12 protein-coding genes are annotated in these 14,701 nt (G+C 28.0%); 4 read left to right on the top strand and 8 right to left on the bottom strand.

Going from position 1 to position 14,701, the window contains the following annotated elements; genetic code table 11:
- Positions 1-137: 137 nt before the first annotated feature.
- Positions 138-1,238 carry a DNA-processing protein DprA gene (gene dprA, locus FDT66_RS08645; protein WP_171032358.1) on the bottom strand — a complete coding sequence of 367 codons (1,101 nt, stop codon included), beginning with the start codon at positions 1,236-1,238 and terminating at the stop codon, positions 138-140.
- Between the two features lie 95 nt (positions 1,239-1,333).
- Here dprA and FDT66_RS08640 point away from each other — a divergent pair, with 95 nt between their 5' ends.
- The 3 genes from FDT66_RS08640 (at position 1,334) to FDT66_RS08630 (ending at position 3,351) form a co-directional block, all read left to right on the top strand.
- On the top strand, positions 1,334-2,257 hold the full coding sequence (locus FDT66_RS08640) for an HU domain-containing protein (protein WP_138535775.1): 924 nt from the start codon (positions 1,334-1,336) through the stop codon (positions 2,255-2,257).
- Between the two features lie 72 nt (positions 2,258-2,329).
- Positions 2,330-2,839, top strand: a complete 510-nt coding sequence (locus tag FDT66_RS08635) for an acyl-CoA thioesterase (RefSeq protein WP_138535774.1) — start codon at positions 2,330-2,332, stop codon at positions 2,837-2,839.
- Between the two features lie 11 nt (positions 2,840-2,850).
- Positions 2,851-3,351 carry a mechanosensitive ion channel domain-containing protein gene (locus tag FDT66_RS08630; RefSeq protein WP_138535773.1) on the top strand — a complete coding sequence of 167 codons (501 nt, stop codon included), beginning with the start codon at positions 2,851-2,853 and terminating at the stop codon, positions 3,349-3,351.
- A 100-nt stretch (positions 3,352-3,451) separates the two neighbouring features.
- Here the strand turns inward: FDT66_RS08630 and FDT66_RS08625 are convergent, their stop codons facing one another.
- The 7 genes from FDT66_RS08625 to FDT66_RS08595 all read right to left on the bottom strand — a co-directional run bounded on the left by FDT66_RS08625 (position 3,452) and on the right by FDT66_RS08595 (position 12,291).
- Positions 3,452-4,012 (bottom strand): type 1 glutamine amidotransferase domain-containing protein, encoded by a 561-nt coding sequence (locus FDT66_RS08625; RefSeq protein WP_138535772.1) that lies wholly within the window; start codon positions 4,010-4,012, stop codon positions 3,452-3,454.
- 163 nt (positions 4,013-4,175) lie between these two features.
- Entirely contained in the window at positions 4,176-5,183 is a 1,008-nt protein-coding gene (locus FDT66_RS08620) for a mechanosensitive ion channel family protein (protein WP_138535771.1), read from the bottom strand.
- Between the two features lie 9 nt (positions 5,184-5,192).
- Complete coding sequence (locus tag FDT66_RS08615; protein ID WP_138535770.1) at positions 5,193-8,189, bottom strand: ATP-binding protein; 2,997 nt, start codon at positions 8,187-8,189, stop codon at positions 5,193-5,195.
- Positions 8,190-8,304: 115 nt separating this feature from the next.
- Positions 8,305-9,528: a murein hydrolase activator EnvC family protein gene (locus tag FDT66_RS08610; RefSeq protein WP_171032357.1), complete on the bottom strand. Its 1,224-nt coding sequence runs from the start codon at positions 9,526-9,528 to the stop codon at positions 8,305-8,307.
- A complete protein-coding gene (locus FDT66_RS08605; protein ID WP_246034813.1) occupies positions 9,528-10,229 on the bottom strand; it encodes a DUF4292 domain-containing protein in 702 nt (233 codons plus the stop codon). Before FDT66_RS08605 ends, FDT66_RS08610 begins: the two co-directional genes overlap by 1 nt.
- A gap of 65 nt (positions 10,230-10,294) precedes the next feature.
- Positions 10,295-11,275 (bottom strand): tetratricopeptide repeat protein, encoded by a 981-nt coding sequence (locus FDT66_RS08600; RefSeq protein ID WP_138535768.1) that lies wholly within the window; start codon positions 11,273-11,275, stop codon positions 10,295-10,297.
- Entirely contained in the window at positions 11,275-12,291 is a 1,017-nt protein-coding gene (locus tag FDT66_RS08595; RefSeq protein WP_138535767.1) for a sugar phosphate nucleotidyltransferase, read from the bottom strand. Before FDT66_RS08595 ends, FDT66_RS08600 begins: the two co-directional genes overlap by 1 nt.
- Positions 12,292-12,833: 542 nt before the next feature.
- Here FDT66_RS08595 and FDT66_RS08590 point away from each other — a divergent pair.
- On the top strand, positions 12,834-14,699 hold the full coding sequence (locus FDT66_RS08590; RefSeq protein WP_138535766.1) for an ABC-F family ATP-binding cassette domain-containing protein: 1,866 nt from the start codon (positions 12,834-12,836) through the stop codon (positions 14,697-14,699).
- The last annotated feature ends 2 nt before the right edge of the window (positions 14,700-14,701 follow it).

The raw sequence follows: 14,701 nt of genomic DNA, 5'->3' as shown, positions 1-14,701 counted from the left end.
TATTGATTTTGCTCAAAAATAAGAATAATTAAAGGATTTTTTGTTGAAATGATTTTGCTGAAATGATTTTGTCAAGAATTGATGAATTAAAAAAATTAAATTTGAAACTCTTTTCTCTTACTTCTCTTTCCAAACTTCTAAACCAACTCAAACATTTTTCCTGGTAAAGGTTTGGAAACACCTTTTAATTCCATTTGAAGTAAAATAGATGATAATTGATATACTGGAATATTACATTCTAAAGAAATTACATCTAATAATTGCGCTCCTTTTTCATGCAATAAGTCATAAATTTTTTGCTCGCTTTCATTTAACTTTACAAATAATTGTTTTTGAATTGTTTTGGGTTTTTGTTTGATATCCCAGTTTAGCATTCTAATAATTTCATCAGCAGAGTTTAATAAAAAAGCTTTGTTATTTTTTATAAGATTGTTGCATCCTTTGCTATACAAATCTGTGGTTCTTCCAGGAACCGCAAACACATCTCTATCATAAGAATTTGCAATATCTGCAGTAACTAATGAGCCTCCTTTTTCAGCAGATTCAATAATTATTGTTGCTTTAGAAATGCCAGCTACAATTCTATTTCTTTTTAAAAAATTTTCTCTTAATGGTGTTTCTTTATGCCAAAATTCGGTTAAAAACCCACCATTTTCATTTACTGAATTAATGTATTTTTTGTGAACTTTCGGATAAATTTCGTCTAAACCGTGTGCTAAAACTGCAATGGTTTGCAAATTATTTTTAATGGCAGCTTTGTGTGCACAAATATCTACACCATAAGCAAAACCACTTACTATTATTGGGTTATATTCTTTTAAATCGTCAACTAATTTGTTACAAAAATCGCGTCCGTAAGAACTCATGTTTCTTGTACCTACTATTGATATTATGTTCTCATTAGAAAAATCAATATTTCCATCTTTAAATAGTAAAATAGGGCTATCTATACAATGCTGTAAATTGGTTGGATAATCGTCATCTAAAAAATAAGAATAGGCAATTTTACTATGTTGAATGTATTTTAGTTCTTGTTCTGCTGCTTTGATGTTTTCTTTATCAAAAAGATGTTTTAAAACATGATTTCCAATACCATTAATTTTTGATAAGTTTATAGCTTTTTCTTTGAAAATTTCAGTGACATCTCCCACATTTACAATGAGTTTCTTCGCTAAAATATCGCCAACAGCTTTACTTTTTTGCAATCTTAAAATGGCAAGTAGTTTTTCTTCTTTCAAAAGGTAACAATTTGACAACCAATATATAAAAATTTTGTTGATAATTTTTAGAGAACTTTCTTTTAAGAAACCTCAAAAATTATATATTTGTTATAATGAATTTAGCCAACTACATTAACGATTTACTGTACAGATACGATTGTGTAATTGTACCCGATTTTGGAGGTTTTGTAACCAATAAAATTGGTGCAAAATTAAATAGTGATTCTCACACATTTTATCCACCAACAAAACAAATTTCGTTTAACAGCCATTTAAAAAATACTGATGGTTTGTTGGTCAACTATATTGCATCTTCAGAAAATATTTCTTTCGAAAAGGCCTCTACAGCTGTTTCTTTATCTGTTATTAAGTGGAAAAACGAATTACAAACAGCATCAATTCAACTAAATAATTTAGGAAAATTATCTTTAAACGATGAAAAGCAAATTGTTTTTGAGCCAACAAAAGAACTTAATTTTTTAACAGATTCTTTTGGTTTATCTACATTTAATTCTCCTGAAATAACAAGATATAAAGCACAAGTAAAACCTTTAATACCTGTTGCCAAATCAGAAAGCAAAAAAGGTATTCCTACTTTTATAAAATACGCTGCAACTGCTGCAATTTTATTAACATTAGGATTTGCTGGTTATAATGGTTATCAACAAAATAAACAGCAAGAAGCACAACAAAAAGAGTTTGCAAGTCAGCAAAAAAAATTAGAAAAAAAGATTCAAGCTGCAACTTTTGTAATTTCTAATCCTTTGCCAACTATTGAGCTAAATGTTGCCAAAGAAATATCAAAACCTTATCATGTTATTGCTGGAGCTTTTCAGTTTCCAGAAAATGCAGAAAAAAAGGTAAAAGAACTAACTTTAAAAGGGTATGATGCTAAAATTATTGGCATAAACAAATGGGGGTTAACACAAGTTACTTTTAATAGTTATGCTGATAAAAATGATGCGATAAACAGTTTAAATAAAATTAAAAGAACTGTTTCTAAAGATGCTTGGTTACTTGTTAAACCTGTAAAATAATTTTACTTTTCTTTATACTTTTTGGGTTCGCTTTTAAATAAGCGATTACTATCTTTGCACAAATTTTTTTTCATGGAAACAAAAACACCAAAAGACTCTTTAACTGTACTTACAGATTTAGTTTTACCTGGAGATACCAATTATTTAGACAACCTTTTTGGTGGTGAATTGTTGGCAAGAATGGACAGAGCTTGTAGTATTGCTGCAAGAAGACACTCTACAAGAATTGTGGTTACAGCCTCTGTAAACCATGTTGCATTTAATAAATCTGTACCTGTTGGAAGTGTGGTTACTTTAGAAGCAAAAGTTTCAAGAGCTTTTAAATCGTCAATGGAAATTTATGTTGATGTTTGGATAGAAGACAGACAATCTGGACAAAAAACAAAAGTTAACGAAGGAATTTATACTTTTGTAGCTGTAGATGAAACTGGAAAACCTGTTCAAATACCACAAATTGTTCCAGAAACTGCTTTAGAAAAAGAACGCTTTGATGGTGCTTTGCGTAGAAAGCAATTGAGTTTAGTTTTAGCAGGAAAGTTAAAACCTAGTGATGCTACAGAATTAAAAGCTTTATTTAATTAAAAAAATAAACCATGGAAGTTTATAACTACAAAATCATAATATCTATTGTAATTTTTTTGTTAGCAATTTTTATTCGTTTATTAATCACAAAATCACTGCGTAAAATTCAATTAAAATTTGGGTTTCAAAAAGCAAGAATTTTAGTTACAAATAAAATAATTACAATTTTAATTTACGTAACCGTAGTTGTAGTTATTTCTTTTCTTTGGGGTGTAGATGAAAAGCAATTACTGGTATATGTATCGTCTTTTTTAACTATTTTGGGTATTGCATTTTTTGCGCAATGGTCCATATTATCTAACATTACAGCTGGTATAATTTTGTATGTAAATTATCCAGTAAAAATTGGAGATTCTATAACGGTTTTAGAAAAAGATAATGACATTACTGGAGAAATAAGAGACATTGGTGCCTTTTTTATAACCATTAGAACTCCTAAAAAAGAGTTGATTACCTTACCAAACTCTATAATACTTCAAAAAAATATTCGATATTCTCCTCAACCAGATTAAATTTATTTTAAAATAAAAAATAAAAAAACCAGTGAAATTATCACTGGTTTTTTTTATGATATTAATCTCTTTTCAATTTTGAGATTTGTTATTCAAAAGGTTATGCCATTTGCTCTTCGTGTTTTTCCTCATATACTTCTTCCACTAGTTTTGCATTAAATGCTGGTAAATCTTTCGGGTTTCTACTCGTCACTAATCCTGCATCTACAACAACTTCTTCGTCAGACCAATTTGCCCCTGCATTAATAATATCTGTTTTAATGGAACTGTATGATGTTACGTTTCTTCCTTCTAAAACTCCTGCTTCTGCTAATAACCAAGGTGCATGACATATTGCTGCTACTGGCTTATGATTTTCAAAAAAAGATTTTACAAATTTTACTGCATTTTCATCATTTCTTAATAAATCAGGATTGATAACTCCTCCTGGTAACATTAATGCGTTATAATCTGCTTGTGAAACTTCATCTAAAGTTTTATCTACTTTGTAACTTTTACCCCAATTACCATCTGCCCAAGATTTTATTTCGCCAGATTTTAAAGAAACTACATGCACTTCTGCACCAGCATTTTCCAAGGCTTTTTTTGGTTCTCTTAATTCACTTTCTTCAAATCCATTCGTTGCTAAAATTGCAACTGTCTTTCTGTTTAAGTTTTCCATTTTGTAATTTTTAAAGTTAATATGTATTGCAAATAGATATAATATCTATATACAATACTAAATTACAAAGTATAGGAAACAGTAATTGACGTTATCAAAAACAAAGTTGACACAAATACTATTTTAAGATAATTTTAGCTTTGTATTAACTTTTTTAGAAAGTTTATCTTAAATCTTTAGGATCAATTATGTTTTGTTGTAAAAGCTCTTTCATTACAATTTCTGTCATATCACTTTTAAAGGCAAATTCATAACGAATATCTACAACATAAGCTTTTAAACGCATTTTTAAATACGAACGACCTTCTTTTACTTCATTAAAAAATAACACGTAAATAGGTTTGTTTAAGTAAATGTATTTAGATGTTTGGGCAGACTCGTTTGCCAATTGACGTACACGTTTGGTATCTACAGTAATTGGTAAATAAATTTCTGCAACAACTTGACAGTTGGCTTCACCTGTATTTGAGTTTGATACAGATTCGTTCATTAACTCTCCATTTGGAATACTCACCAAAGAATCGTCTGCAGTTACAATTCTTATTGATCGCAAACCAATTTCTACAACTTCTCCATAATGACTCCCAACCTCAATTTTATCGCCAACAGTAAAGGGTCTGTCTAACAAAATAATAATACCTCCAAAAATATTTTTAATAATGTCTTGTGAAGCAAAACCAACTGCAATACCTAAAGATGCAGAAACTGCAATTAATGTAGCTGCTGGAGGCTGAAAAACACCAACAATTATTAAAACAATAATAAAGATCCATCCAAAAATTTTAACTACAGGAATAATTCCTTTTATTGTAATTCGTTGATTTGTAAATTTTTCTGCATATCGTTCTAATAATTTTACCGTAAACTTTATAAGTAAATAACCAATAATAATAAATATAATTGCCCAAATAATTTTACCCGCAGAAAAGAACTCCCAAATTGGTGGGGGAGTTAAATTTTCAACTATTTTATCTTTGGTGTTTTTTACTTCTTTCTTTACCTCTTTTTTAGCTTCTTCTTTTACAACAGAGTTTATTTTTAAAGAATCTACTTTTATAGTATCAAGTTGTTGTACAGTTGAAGATTGAATTGGTAAAAATGCGACAGTGTGTTTATTAACTGCTACTAAATGAGCAGAAATAAACAAGAATATGATAATTATTTTTTTCATTGTATTTATTTAATGAATCACATTTTTGCTTTTTAATAAAGAAGTAATTTGACGATATAAAAATATGTTTATCGTATAAAATTCTTCATTTTCCATTGTTAGCAAGCCTTTTTCATATAAAGCATGTACAACATTTTTGGTGTGTTGTTCATTTAAGCTAGAAAGCTCTACAATATCATCTATCGTTAATCTTTCTTGCAATAAAATACTATTTAATAACAATAGTTTTGCAGGAGCTAATTTGTTTAAAAATGATGTGTTGATACTTTTTAATGAACGCATATAAATGGTACTTCCAGAAACTTTTACTGTAGAACGAATCCAGTACATAAAGGCAATTCTAAAATTACTTTGCGCGATTTTATTGATGTCGCTAAAAAACTCTTCTTTTAAAATTTCTTGTTGAACTTCTGCAGGAGATTTTAAAAACTTTTTGGTTAAATAAGCAACTGGTGGTTTTTCAAAATGTAAATTGTAACCACTAATTTTATGTCTTTTAATTAAAGCTTCTGTAATTGTTTGTTTGTCAATTTCATTCATTTCTATTTGGAAAGCGAAAAGCTCTGAAATTTGAATGGATTTATCTAAATATTGAAAAGCGTATTTAGATGATGTAACTATCCAAAAAATATTTTTTTTGGTAGCCGAAATTACATTAGCTAACAAATGAAGCGCATTAAAACCACCTACTTTTCGAAAATATAAATATTGTAAATCTTCCAAAATGATAATTTTTTGCTTTCCACTATTAAAAAAAGAAATCCATTCTTCTACAGTTTCAAAATCTTTCTTAAACGATGTTTTTAAAAAAGTAATGAATTCAGTTGGTTCGCTAATATTTACTTTTGGCGTTAAAAAAATGGTTTTTGGTAATTTTTTTTGTTGATTTAAAAAATGATGAATTAAAGACGTTTTTCCTGAACCCTTTTCTCCAACAATTACTGAAGCTGCATAATGATTTTTATTAAAGTTCTCATAAGCCGTATCTAAACTTTTTAATGCTTCTGTTCTTCCAATAAATAGCGTTTCATTTTGTAAAGTTTCCGAACGAAATAAACGTTGATAAACGTAAGGCAACTCATCTAAAGCTTGTTCTGCTTGTTTTAAAAAATCAGACAAATCACTATTTACATCTACAATTTCTTTATACAAACCTGTTCTAATTAACAGGTGTTTTACACGTGATGCTGTTTTTGTATATTTTTTTTGAGAATAGTTTATAGCAACAGGAACAAAGTTTTTAATATTGTTTATTACTTTTTCTTTTAGTAATTTACTTTTTTCAATAGATTTTGCCTTTGCAATTGTTAACCGAATTTCTAAAATATTTTCTGTATCAGTTAACTCTAAAATACTTTTATGAAATTTATGAATACTAGGTTTTATAAATTCACCATTTGAAACATTTAAATTAGCTAACGTACTTTTTAATTCTTCAATTTTTTCTTCACTTCTTTCTAAGCCTTCTAATGCTACTTTTTTAGGAGAATTTTCTGTAGAAATACTATCTTCAGTATCATTATCAAAAAGAGATAAAGCCGATTCTAAGTTAAACTCACTTACTTGAGCCAAAGCATTTATATCGTCTATAAATGACGTTACTTTTACATTTAAATCTACCTTTGCTTGTTTAATTGTTGTGAGTAGACTTGGCCAACTTTGGTACATTACCAATTCGTAAGGTGAAATATAATTGATGGAAGATGTTGCTGTTTTGGTAGCAAAATCCATATCTGAGCTAATCGCTCTTTTTGTAGAAAGCGTTTTTAAAACTTGTAAAACATTCTCTTCAAACTGATTGATTTGTAATGGTAATTCTAAATTTGTAACTCGTATTGAAGTTTCTTCAACAAGTTTTTTAAAGCTTTTGTTTACGTTTTTTAATTCACTAACAAACGTACTTTTTATATCTGCTTTTGTTTTTGCTTTAGATATTGTACTTTTTACGTTAGATAAATATGTTTTAATATTTTCTAATTCGTTTTGAATAACGTCTGATCTTTTGTCTATTGATCTTTCTAAAAGATTGTATTTAAATATGACACTAAAAATGATTTTAAATATTTCAATATCTAACTCCCAATCACTTTCTAAAACATTAAACGTATTCTGCCAAAGTTTTGTGTCTTTTTCGTATTTCTCAGAAACTGATTTTTGATAATTTTCAACTTTATTTGAATTGAAAAAATTGGCAGACAATTCAAAAGTATCTGCTTTGTACAAGGCATCTGTATATTGTAAAGCATTTGTTTCAAAAATTTCTGTAAATGCTAATCTATGGCGCTCAATTCTGGTTTCTAAAGAAGGTACATCTTCTAAAACATCAACTATATTTTCAGAAAAAGAAAGTGCTTTTTTATCTGATAAAAGGCGTTCAATAGACTGGTCAATTACATTATCAATTTTCCAATAAACGTTTGTAATTTCTGAAATTTCTTTATGTATAGCATCTATAGCTGGTGCTAATTTTTTTGTGAGTTCACTTTTAAAATAATATGCTGTCGCATTTTTAAAAGGAACTTGTTGTTGCCAAAAAACAACTTCCTTTTTCGTTTTTCTAAAAACATTGACAGTTTTTAAAGGAATTTTTGAAACATTAAACAAGGTGCGTTTAACTCCTTTTTTAAACTTTAAAGTTTTAGAATCTGTATCTGAAGCAAAAAAACGTTCTCTATCTTGAGTTCTTGTAACAGTAACATCTAACCTTTCTAAATGAGTATCTAAAGACGTATAATAATTATGAAACGAAACTTCTTCAACCGAACTAATGTTAGAAAAATAACTAGTTACAATATTTTCTAATTCTTTTTTATAAGTATCTAATGCTTCAAATGCTTTTGTTTCCTCTTCTTCTGTAAATGTTTTAGCAATAAGTTCTTTTTGAAGATGTGCTATTTTTTGCATCGTTTTATGATGCGTGGTAACTTTTTCTAAAAAAACAGATAGCAACTGATTCTCATATAAAGTTGCTATGGTATTTTTTTGTTGTAAAATAATTTCTTCCATTGACGGTTGTTGATATATCAAAGATATCTAATAAAAATAAATAAATATAAAAAATTTATTTTATTGATTTTTAGATACTAAAGTGAGGTTATGAAAGTTTTACAAGACGCAAAGCTTATCTTTTTAAAATCCAAGAAGCAGGATTTAAGGGAACTGTGTTTTTGTAAATCGCGAAAATAAGGTTTGTTTTTCCAGATACTTTATCGGTAAATATTTCACCAATATTTTGTCCTCTTACAACAATATCACCCTTTTTTACGTATAATTTACTTAAATTATTGTAAGAAGATATGTAGTTACCATGTCTAATTAGCACATTTTTTTTCCCTTCTGAAGATACTAAAATATTCATAATTTCTCCACCAAAAATTGCTTCTGCATTGTTGCCATTTTTGGTTGCAATGTGCAAACCTGTTCCATTAATTGTAATTCCTGGAAAAGTTGGATGTGGCTGTCGCCCGAATTTTCTTGTAACCAAACCTTCTTTTACTGGCCAAGGTAATTTTCCTTTATTCAGCTCAAATTTTGCAGCTAATGCTTTGGCTTCAGGACTTAAAATAAACTCGTTTTTCTTAGAAGATTTTGGCTTATTTTTTACTTTTTTATTTGCTTTTGCAATTTCGTCTCTAATAATTTTATTAATTTTTGCAGCAACCTTTTTTTCTTCGTCAACTTTTTTTCTTAAATCTTTTTTGTATTTATTTTCTTTTTTCTTGATGGTAGAAATAAGTCGTTCTTGGCTTTTTTTATCTAACTCAATAATATTTTTTTGTTCTTTTTCAAATGATATTAAAGAGTCTTTAGATTTCTTTTTTAAAGATAAAGAATCGTTTAATTTTTGAATAACATTGGTTTGTACAACAATTTCTTCTCCTTGTTTTTTTCTAAAAGAAGTATATTGTTTCATATACTCCAAACGTTTGTATGCTTGATAAAAATTTTGTGACGATAATAAAAACATGGCTCTACTTTGTTGTGATTTGCTTTTGTATGATTTAAAAATCATATCACCATAATCTTTTTTTAAAGCTGCCAGTTGTTTTTCGAGTTTTTCTATTTCTTTTTGATTTTTTTGAATTTCGTTAGATAAAAGTTTTGCTTCTAAATTAATGGTATTTATCAATTCTAAGCGAACATCTATTTTTTGATTAATGTCTTTTAAATTTTCTAACGCATTTTTTTCTTTCTTTTGCTCCGTAAAAAGTAAATTGTTTACTTGTTTTATCTCTTCTCTTAACCTTTTACGTTGTTGCTCTAGCTCTTTTTTTGTTTGTCCTAAAACGGAAAAACAACTAAAGAGAAATATAATAAAAGCGATATAAAATTTTTCTTTTTTCACTATAAATCTATACGTTTATAACCATTTGGTATGGAAAATGAAGTATCTATTGCTGTATTAAACTCAACCGATTTTAAGGTAAAATCTATTTTTGTTATTTGTTTGCCTTGTTTTGCTTGAATATTTATTTCTTGCGGAAAAATTTCATCTTTTACCATTCTGTAAGCAGGATATTTAACTTGTAACATTTGATCTGTAAAAACATTTATAACCGATTGAAAATCTAACTTAAAATGCCCTGGATTTACTCCAAAATGTTTATGAAAAACACCATCTGAACTTTGTGGCCTTAAAACATAAGTATTGTTTACAATTTCTACATCTTGTTTATTTTCTTTTAAATCTAAAATAGATTGCCCAAGTAATAAATTTTGTAATTGATTGTAATTTATTTCTGTACCTAATATTTTTTCTAAAATAGAAAAATTACCTTCAAAATAATTTTTTGCATAAGGTGAATAATAACTTACAGATGTTGGAGTAATTTTTGCTTTAAAAATTGTAATAAACTTGGTGCCTTTTAACCAAATAACCTTGTCCTTATCTATTCTCATATAAACAGATATGCTTTGGTTTATTTTACCATTGTCAAAATTGGCACTTAATTTTGCATCAATAGTTTGTTTATCAAAATAAACAGAAACATGTTTTTTTGCTACTTTTTTTGCAGACATTTTTTCTGCTATAACAGGAGTTCCCATTACGTATTTTTTTGCTTTACAAGAAGTAAAAACAAGCAAACAAACCAACAAATACTTTAAAACCTTCATATTCCTTTCAACTTTTTATACTTTTCTAAAAACTTTTGAGCGTCTTTAGTGTTTCCTAAACCTTTATATGAAACAGCCATTTCTTTATAAAAATCTGCTTCCATAGCATCTTCAATTACAAAATCGATGCCATTTTGTAGGGTTTCTATAGCTTTTTTAAATTCTTTTTTTTCGTTTAATGATTTGCCATTTATCAAATAAACAAATGGTTGTGCTGGAAACAATGTAATGCCTTTTAAACTATATTTATAAAGTTGCTCTGTATTTCCTTTAGATTTGTTTAAAATTTCTTCTAAAATTTTATATGATTTATCTGTTTCGAAACTTGATAATAAATCATCCAAATTTGCTTCTAGCTTTTTAGGTTTTGGTATTACTTTTCTCTTATCCAGTGTAAATTTTAGTTCTCGTAAATTTTCGGAAAGTAAATCTTCACTTTCTAAAGTATTTAATAAAGAACTAGCACTTTTATAATCTCTATTTTGAAGAAAAAGGCGTACCAAATATTCTCTTTCTTTTTTATTAATGGCAATAACTTTTTGTTGAGTTTTGATAGCCTCATTAAAATTTCTTGCACGAACTTGTATTTTTACCAAATGTTTTAACATCCAAATATTTGTAGGCTCTTTTTCAAGTGCTCTATTTATGTATTCTTTTGCTAATAAGGTATTATTTAGGCTTAAGTAATTTTTAGAAAACTCAAAAAAAACAGTTAAATTATTTGGTAGTATTTGATTACAGTTTTCTAAGTTTTCAATTGCTTTTTGATAATTACCAATAGATTTTTCTGACAATGCTTTAAAAAAAGATTGTTGAAATAAAAGCTCTTTTTCTTCAGATAAATCTTTTGCAGCTGGTATGCTATCTTGCGAATAAATTTGAACAGAAAAGAGAATAAAAAACAAAGAAAACAGAACTAACTTTAAATAAGTGGTTCTGTTTTTTCTATTATGCGTATTTTTATTTTTTAATATCATTAAATTAACTCTGTGTAATCACCAATACTTACAGATGTGTATTTGCCATTATACTTAGCATGATTTCCTATCATAGCTTTATTTAAGTTTGCATTTGAAATTGATACATTTGATTGTATTAATGAATTTGAAATGATAGAATTTAATACAACTCCATTGTCACCAATAGAAACATGAGGTCCTATTTTACTATCTTTTAAAACTACGTTTTTACCAATATAGCAAGGTTGTATAATTTCTGAATTTTCTAATAAAACGTCATCAGACACCAAATTATTACCTGCTTCTTGCTCAAACTCTAAAACTTGTTTATTGGTATCTACTGTTGGGTCTTTTTTACCACAATCCATCCAAGCATCTACAGTTCCAGGAACAAATTTTGCACCATTTTGTTTTAATGTTTCTAAAACATTGGTTAATTGATATTCGTTATTTTCTCTTAAATCGTTATCTATTAAATATTGTATTTCTTTTCTTACTTGATCTCCATCTTTAAAGTAATAAATACCAATAATTGCTAAATCTGATACAAAATCTTTTGGTTTTTCAACAAAATCTGCAATAAAACCATCTTCTAATTTTACAACACCAAAAGCACTTGGATCTGCTACTTTTTTTACCCAAATTGCTCCATCTGCATTTGCATCTAATTTAAAATTTGCCTTAAACAAAGTATCTGCATATGCCACAACGCAAGGTCCAGATAAGGATTCTTTTGCACAATACAATGCATGCGCAGTTCCTAAAGCTTCTTTTTGAACATAAACAGAACCTTTTGCTCCTAATTTCTTAGCTATTTTTAACAAATTTTGTTCTGTTTCAATAGGAAACCCTTTTTCTGTAGGTCCAATTATAAATGCAATTTCATCAATTTTTTGATTTACAACAGCTGTAATGTCTTCAACCAAACGTTGTACAATTGGTTTTCCTGCAATTACAGTTAAAGGTTTTGGAACTGTTAATGTATGTGGTCTTAAGCGAGACCCAATTCCTGCCATTGGAACAATTATTTTCATGGTATTTTTTTTCTATTTATAGAGTTGCAATATACCATTTCTCAATAGATAGTAAAAATTTTACAAAACCATTCTTTATCTCAAAAAGGCACAAAAGAATGCATTGTTAATTTCATGTTTTAAATTCAAAATTTTAGTTGCTTTTTTTAAAATTTGACGTCTTTTTAAAAACATCATTTTTTAAAATTTACAAAAACATCATTTTTTAAAATTTTTGTTACTTTCTTAAAGTTAAGCTATCAATGGTTTTTTTTAGCCTTCTATCCCTGCTGTCAGGGATAGACATCCCTGACAGCAGGGATAGTAAAAATATACGGTCTTCAGGGATAGCCAAGTATTATTTTTCCTCTTATATTTACCATATCATAGTGCATTTAATTTTATTTCCCCTAAAAATACCCCCCAAAAAATTAAATGAGCAGATAAAAACCCAAGACAAATCTTGGGTTTTTCTTTTTTTAAGCAAAAAGTATTTATGAATTGATTTGAAAACTCAAGTGAACGACAAGCTTTTTTTGTTTCTTTGCAAAAAATAAAGATTGATGAATTATTTATCAGTAGAAAATATATCTAAAGCTTACGGAGAACGCATTTTATTTGAAGACATTTCTTTTGGAATAAATAAGGATCAAAAAGTAGCTTTTGTTGCAAAAAATGGAAGTGGAAAAACATCCATCTTAAATATTATTGCAGGTTTGGATGTACCAGATTCTGGTCAAATTGTTACTCGCAAAGACATTTCTATTGCGTATTTAGCACAAAAAGACGATTTAAATCCAGATTTAACAATTGAAGAAACCATTTTTGCTACTGATAATCAAATTTTATCTATTGTAAACAGGTATGAAAAAGCTTTAAAAAACTTAGACGATACAGATACTTATCAAGCTGCATTTGAACAAATGGAGCAGTTTAATGCTTGGGATTTTGAAACACAATACCGTCAAATTTTATCAAAACTAAAATTAGAAGATTTATCGTTAAAAGTAGGCAAGCTTTCTGGTGGTCAAAGAAAGCGCCTTTCTTTAGCAATTGTTCTTATTAATAAACCTGATTTGTTAATTTTAGATGAGCCAACAAATCATTTAGATTTAGAAATGATTGAATGGTTAGAAGCTTTTTTCGCAAAAGAAAAAATTACCTTATTTATGGTTACACACGATCGTTATTTTTTAGAACGAGTTTGTAACGAAATTTTAGAACTAGATGAAGGAAAAATTTATAAATACAAAGGAAATTATTCTTATTACCTTCAAAACAAAGAAGAACGTTTAGCTTTAGAGGCCACCAATTTGGGTAAAGCAAAAAGTTTGTTTAAAAAAGAGTTGGATTGGATGCGTAAGCAACCAAAAGCAAGAACCACAAAGTCAAAATCTAGAATTGACGATTTTTATCAAATTAAAGAAAAAGCGCATCAACGTAGAAAAGACCATCAAGTTCAATTAGAAATTAATATGGAACGTTTAGGGAGCAAAATTTTAGAGCTTCATAAAGTTTCTAAATCGTTTGGAAAAAAGAAAATTTTAGACGGTTTTGACTATGTTTTTAAACGTGGAGAAAGAATTGGAATTATTGGTAAAAATGGAACAGGAAAATCTTCTTTTTTAAATATTATTACAGAAAAAGCTCCTGTAGATTCTGGTAAAGTTGTTTTAGGAGAAACTGTAAAGTTTGGATACTATACTCAAGCAGGTATTCATGTAAAAGAAGGGCAAAAAGTTATTGAAGTTGTAAAAGAGTTTGGAGAAGAAATTCCGTTAACAAAAGGAAGAAGAATTTCTGCTTCACAATTATTAGAACGCTTTTTATTTGATAAAAAGAAACAATACGATTTTGTTGAAAAATTATCTGGAGGTGAACAAAAACGCTTGTATTTATGTGCTGTTTTAATTCAAAATCCTAATTTTTTAATTTTAGATGAGCCAACGAACGATTTAGATGTTGTGACTCTAAATGTTTTAGAAAGTTTTTTATTGGATTACCCAGGTAATTTGTTAGTGGTTTCTCACGATAGGTATTTTATGGACAAAATTGTTGATGCTTTATTTGTTTTTAGAGGGAATGGTGTTGTTGAGAATTTTCCTGGAAACTACTCTGATTTTAGAGCTTATGACGGTTCTAACGACATTAACGAAACTGAAAAAACCGACAAAATTATTGAAAAAAAGGTTGTAAAAGAAACCACAAAAAATACTTTAAGCTTTAATGAAAAAAGAGAATTTGGAGCTTTAGAAGTAGAAATTGAACGTCTGCAAAAAAGAAAAAACACTATTGAAAGTCAGTTTTTAAATGTTGAAATAGCTACAGAAGATATTCCAAAAAAATCAGAAGAGTTACAAGAAATTATCAACGAAATGGAACAAAAAGAAGAGCGTTGGTTAGAACTTTCGATGAAACTAGAAGACTAGTT

The organism is Polaribacter aestuariivivens (assembly GCF_005885675.1).
GTDB lineage: Bacteria > Bacteroidota > Bacteroidia > Flavobacteriales > Flavobacteriaceae > Polaribacter > Polaribacter aestuariivivens.
This window is presented reverse-complemented; position numbering and strand designations above follow the sequence as displayed.

Coding starts and splice junctions, on each gene's coding strand:
- FDT66_RS08615 (WP_138535770.1), bottom strand. CDS start 8,189: ATGGAAGAAATTATTTTACAACAAAAAAATACCATAGCAACTTTATAT.
- FDT66_RS08630 (WP_138535773.1), top strand. CDS start 2,851: ATGGAAGTTTATAACTACAAAATCATAATATCTATTGTAATTTTTTTG.
- FDT66_RS08625 (WP_138535772.1), bottom strand. CDS start 4,012: ATGGAAAACTTAAACAGAAAGACAGTTGCAATTTTAGCAACGAATGGA.
- FDT66_RS08620 (WP_138535771.1), bottom strand. CDS start 5,183: ATGAAAAAAATAATTATCATATTCTTGTTTATTTCTGCTCATTTAGTA.
- FDT66_RS08595 (WP_138535767.1), bottom strand. CDS start 12,291: ATGAAAATAATTGTTCCAATGGCAGGAATTGGGTCTCGCTTAAGACCA.
- FDT66_RS08590 (WP_138535766.1), top strand. CDS start 12,834: ATGAATTATTTATCAGTAGAAAATATATCTAAAGCTTACGGAGAACGC.
- FDT66_RS08635 (WP_138535774.1), top strand. CDS start 2,330: ATGGAAACAAAAACACCAAAAGACTCTTTAACTGTACTTACAGATTTA.
- FDT66_RS08605 (WP_246034813.1), bottom strand. CDS start 10,229: ATGGGAACTCCTGTTATAGCAGAAAAAATGTCTGCAAAAAAAGTAGCA.
- FDT66_RS08640 (WP_138535775.1), top strand. CDS start 1,334: ATGAATTTAGCCAACTACATTAACGATTTACTGTACAGATACGATTGT.
- FDT66_RS08600 (WP_138535768.1), bottom strand. CDS start 11,275: ATGATATTAAAAAATAAAAATACGCATAATAGAAAAAACAGAACCACT.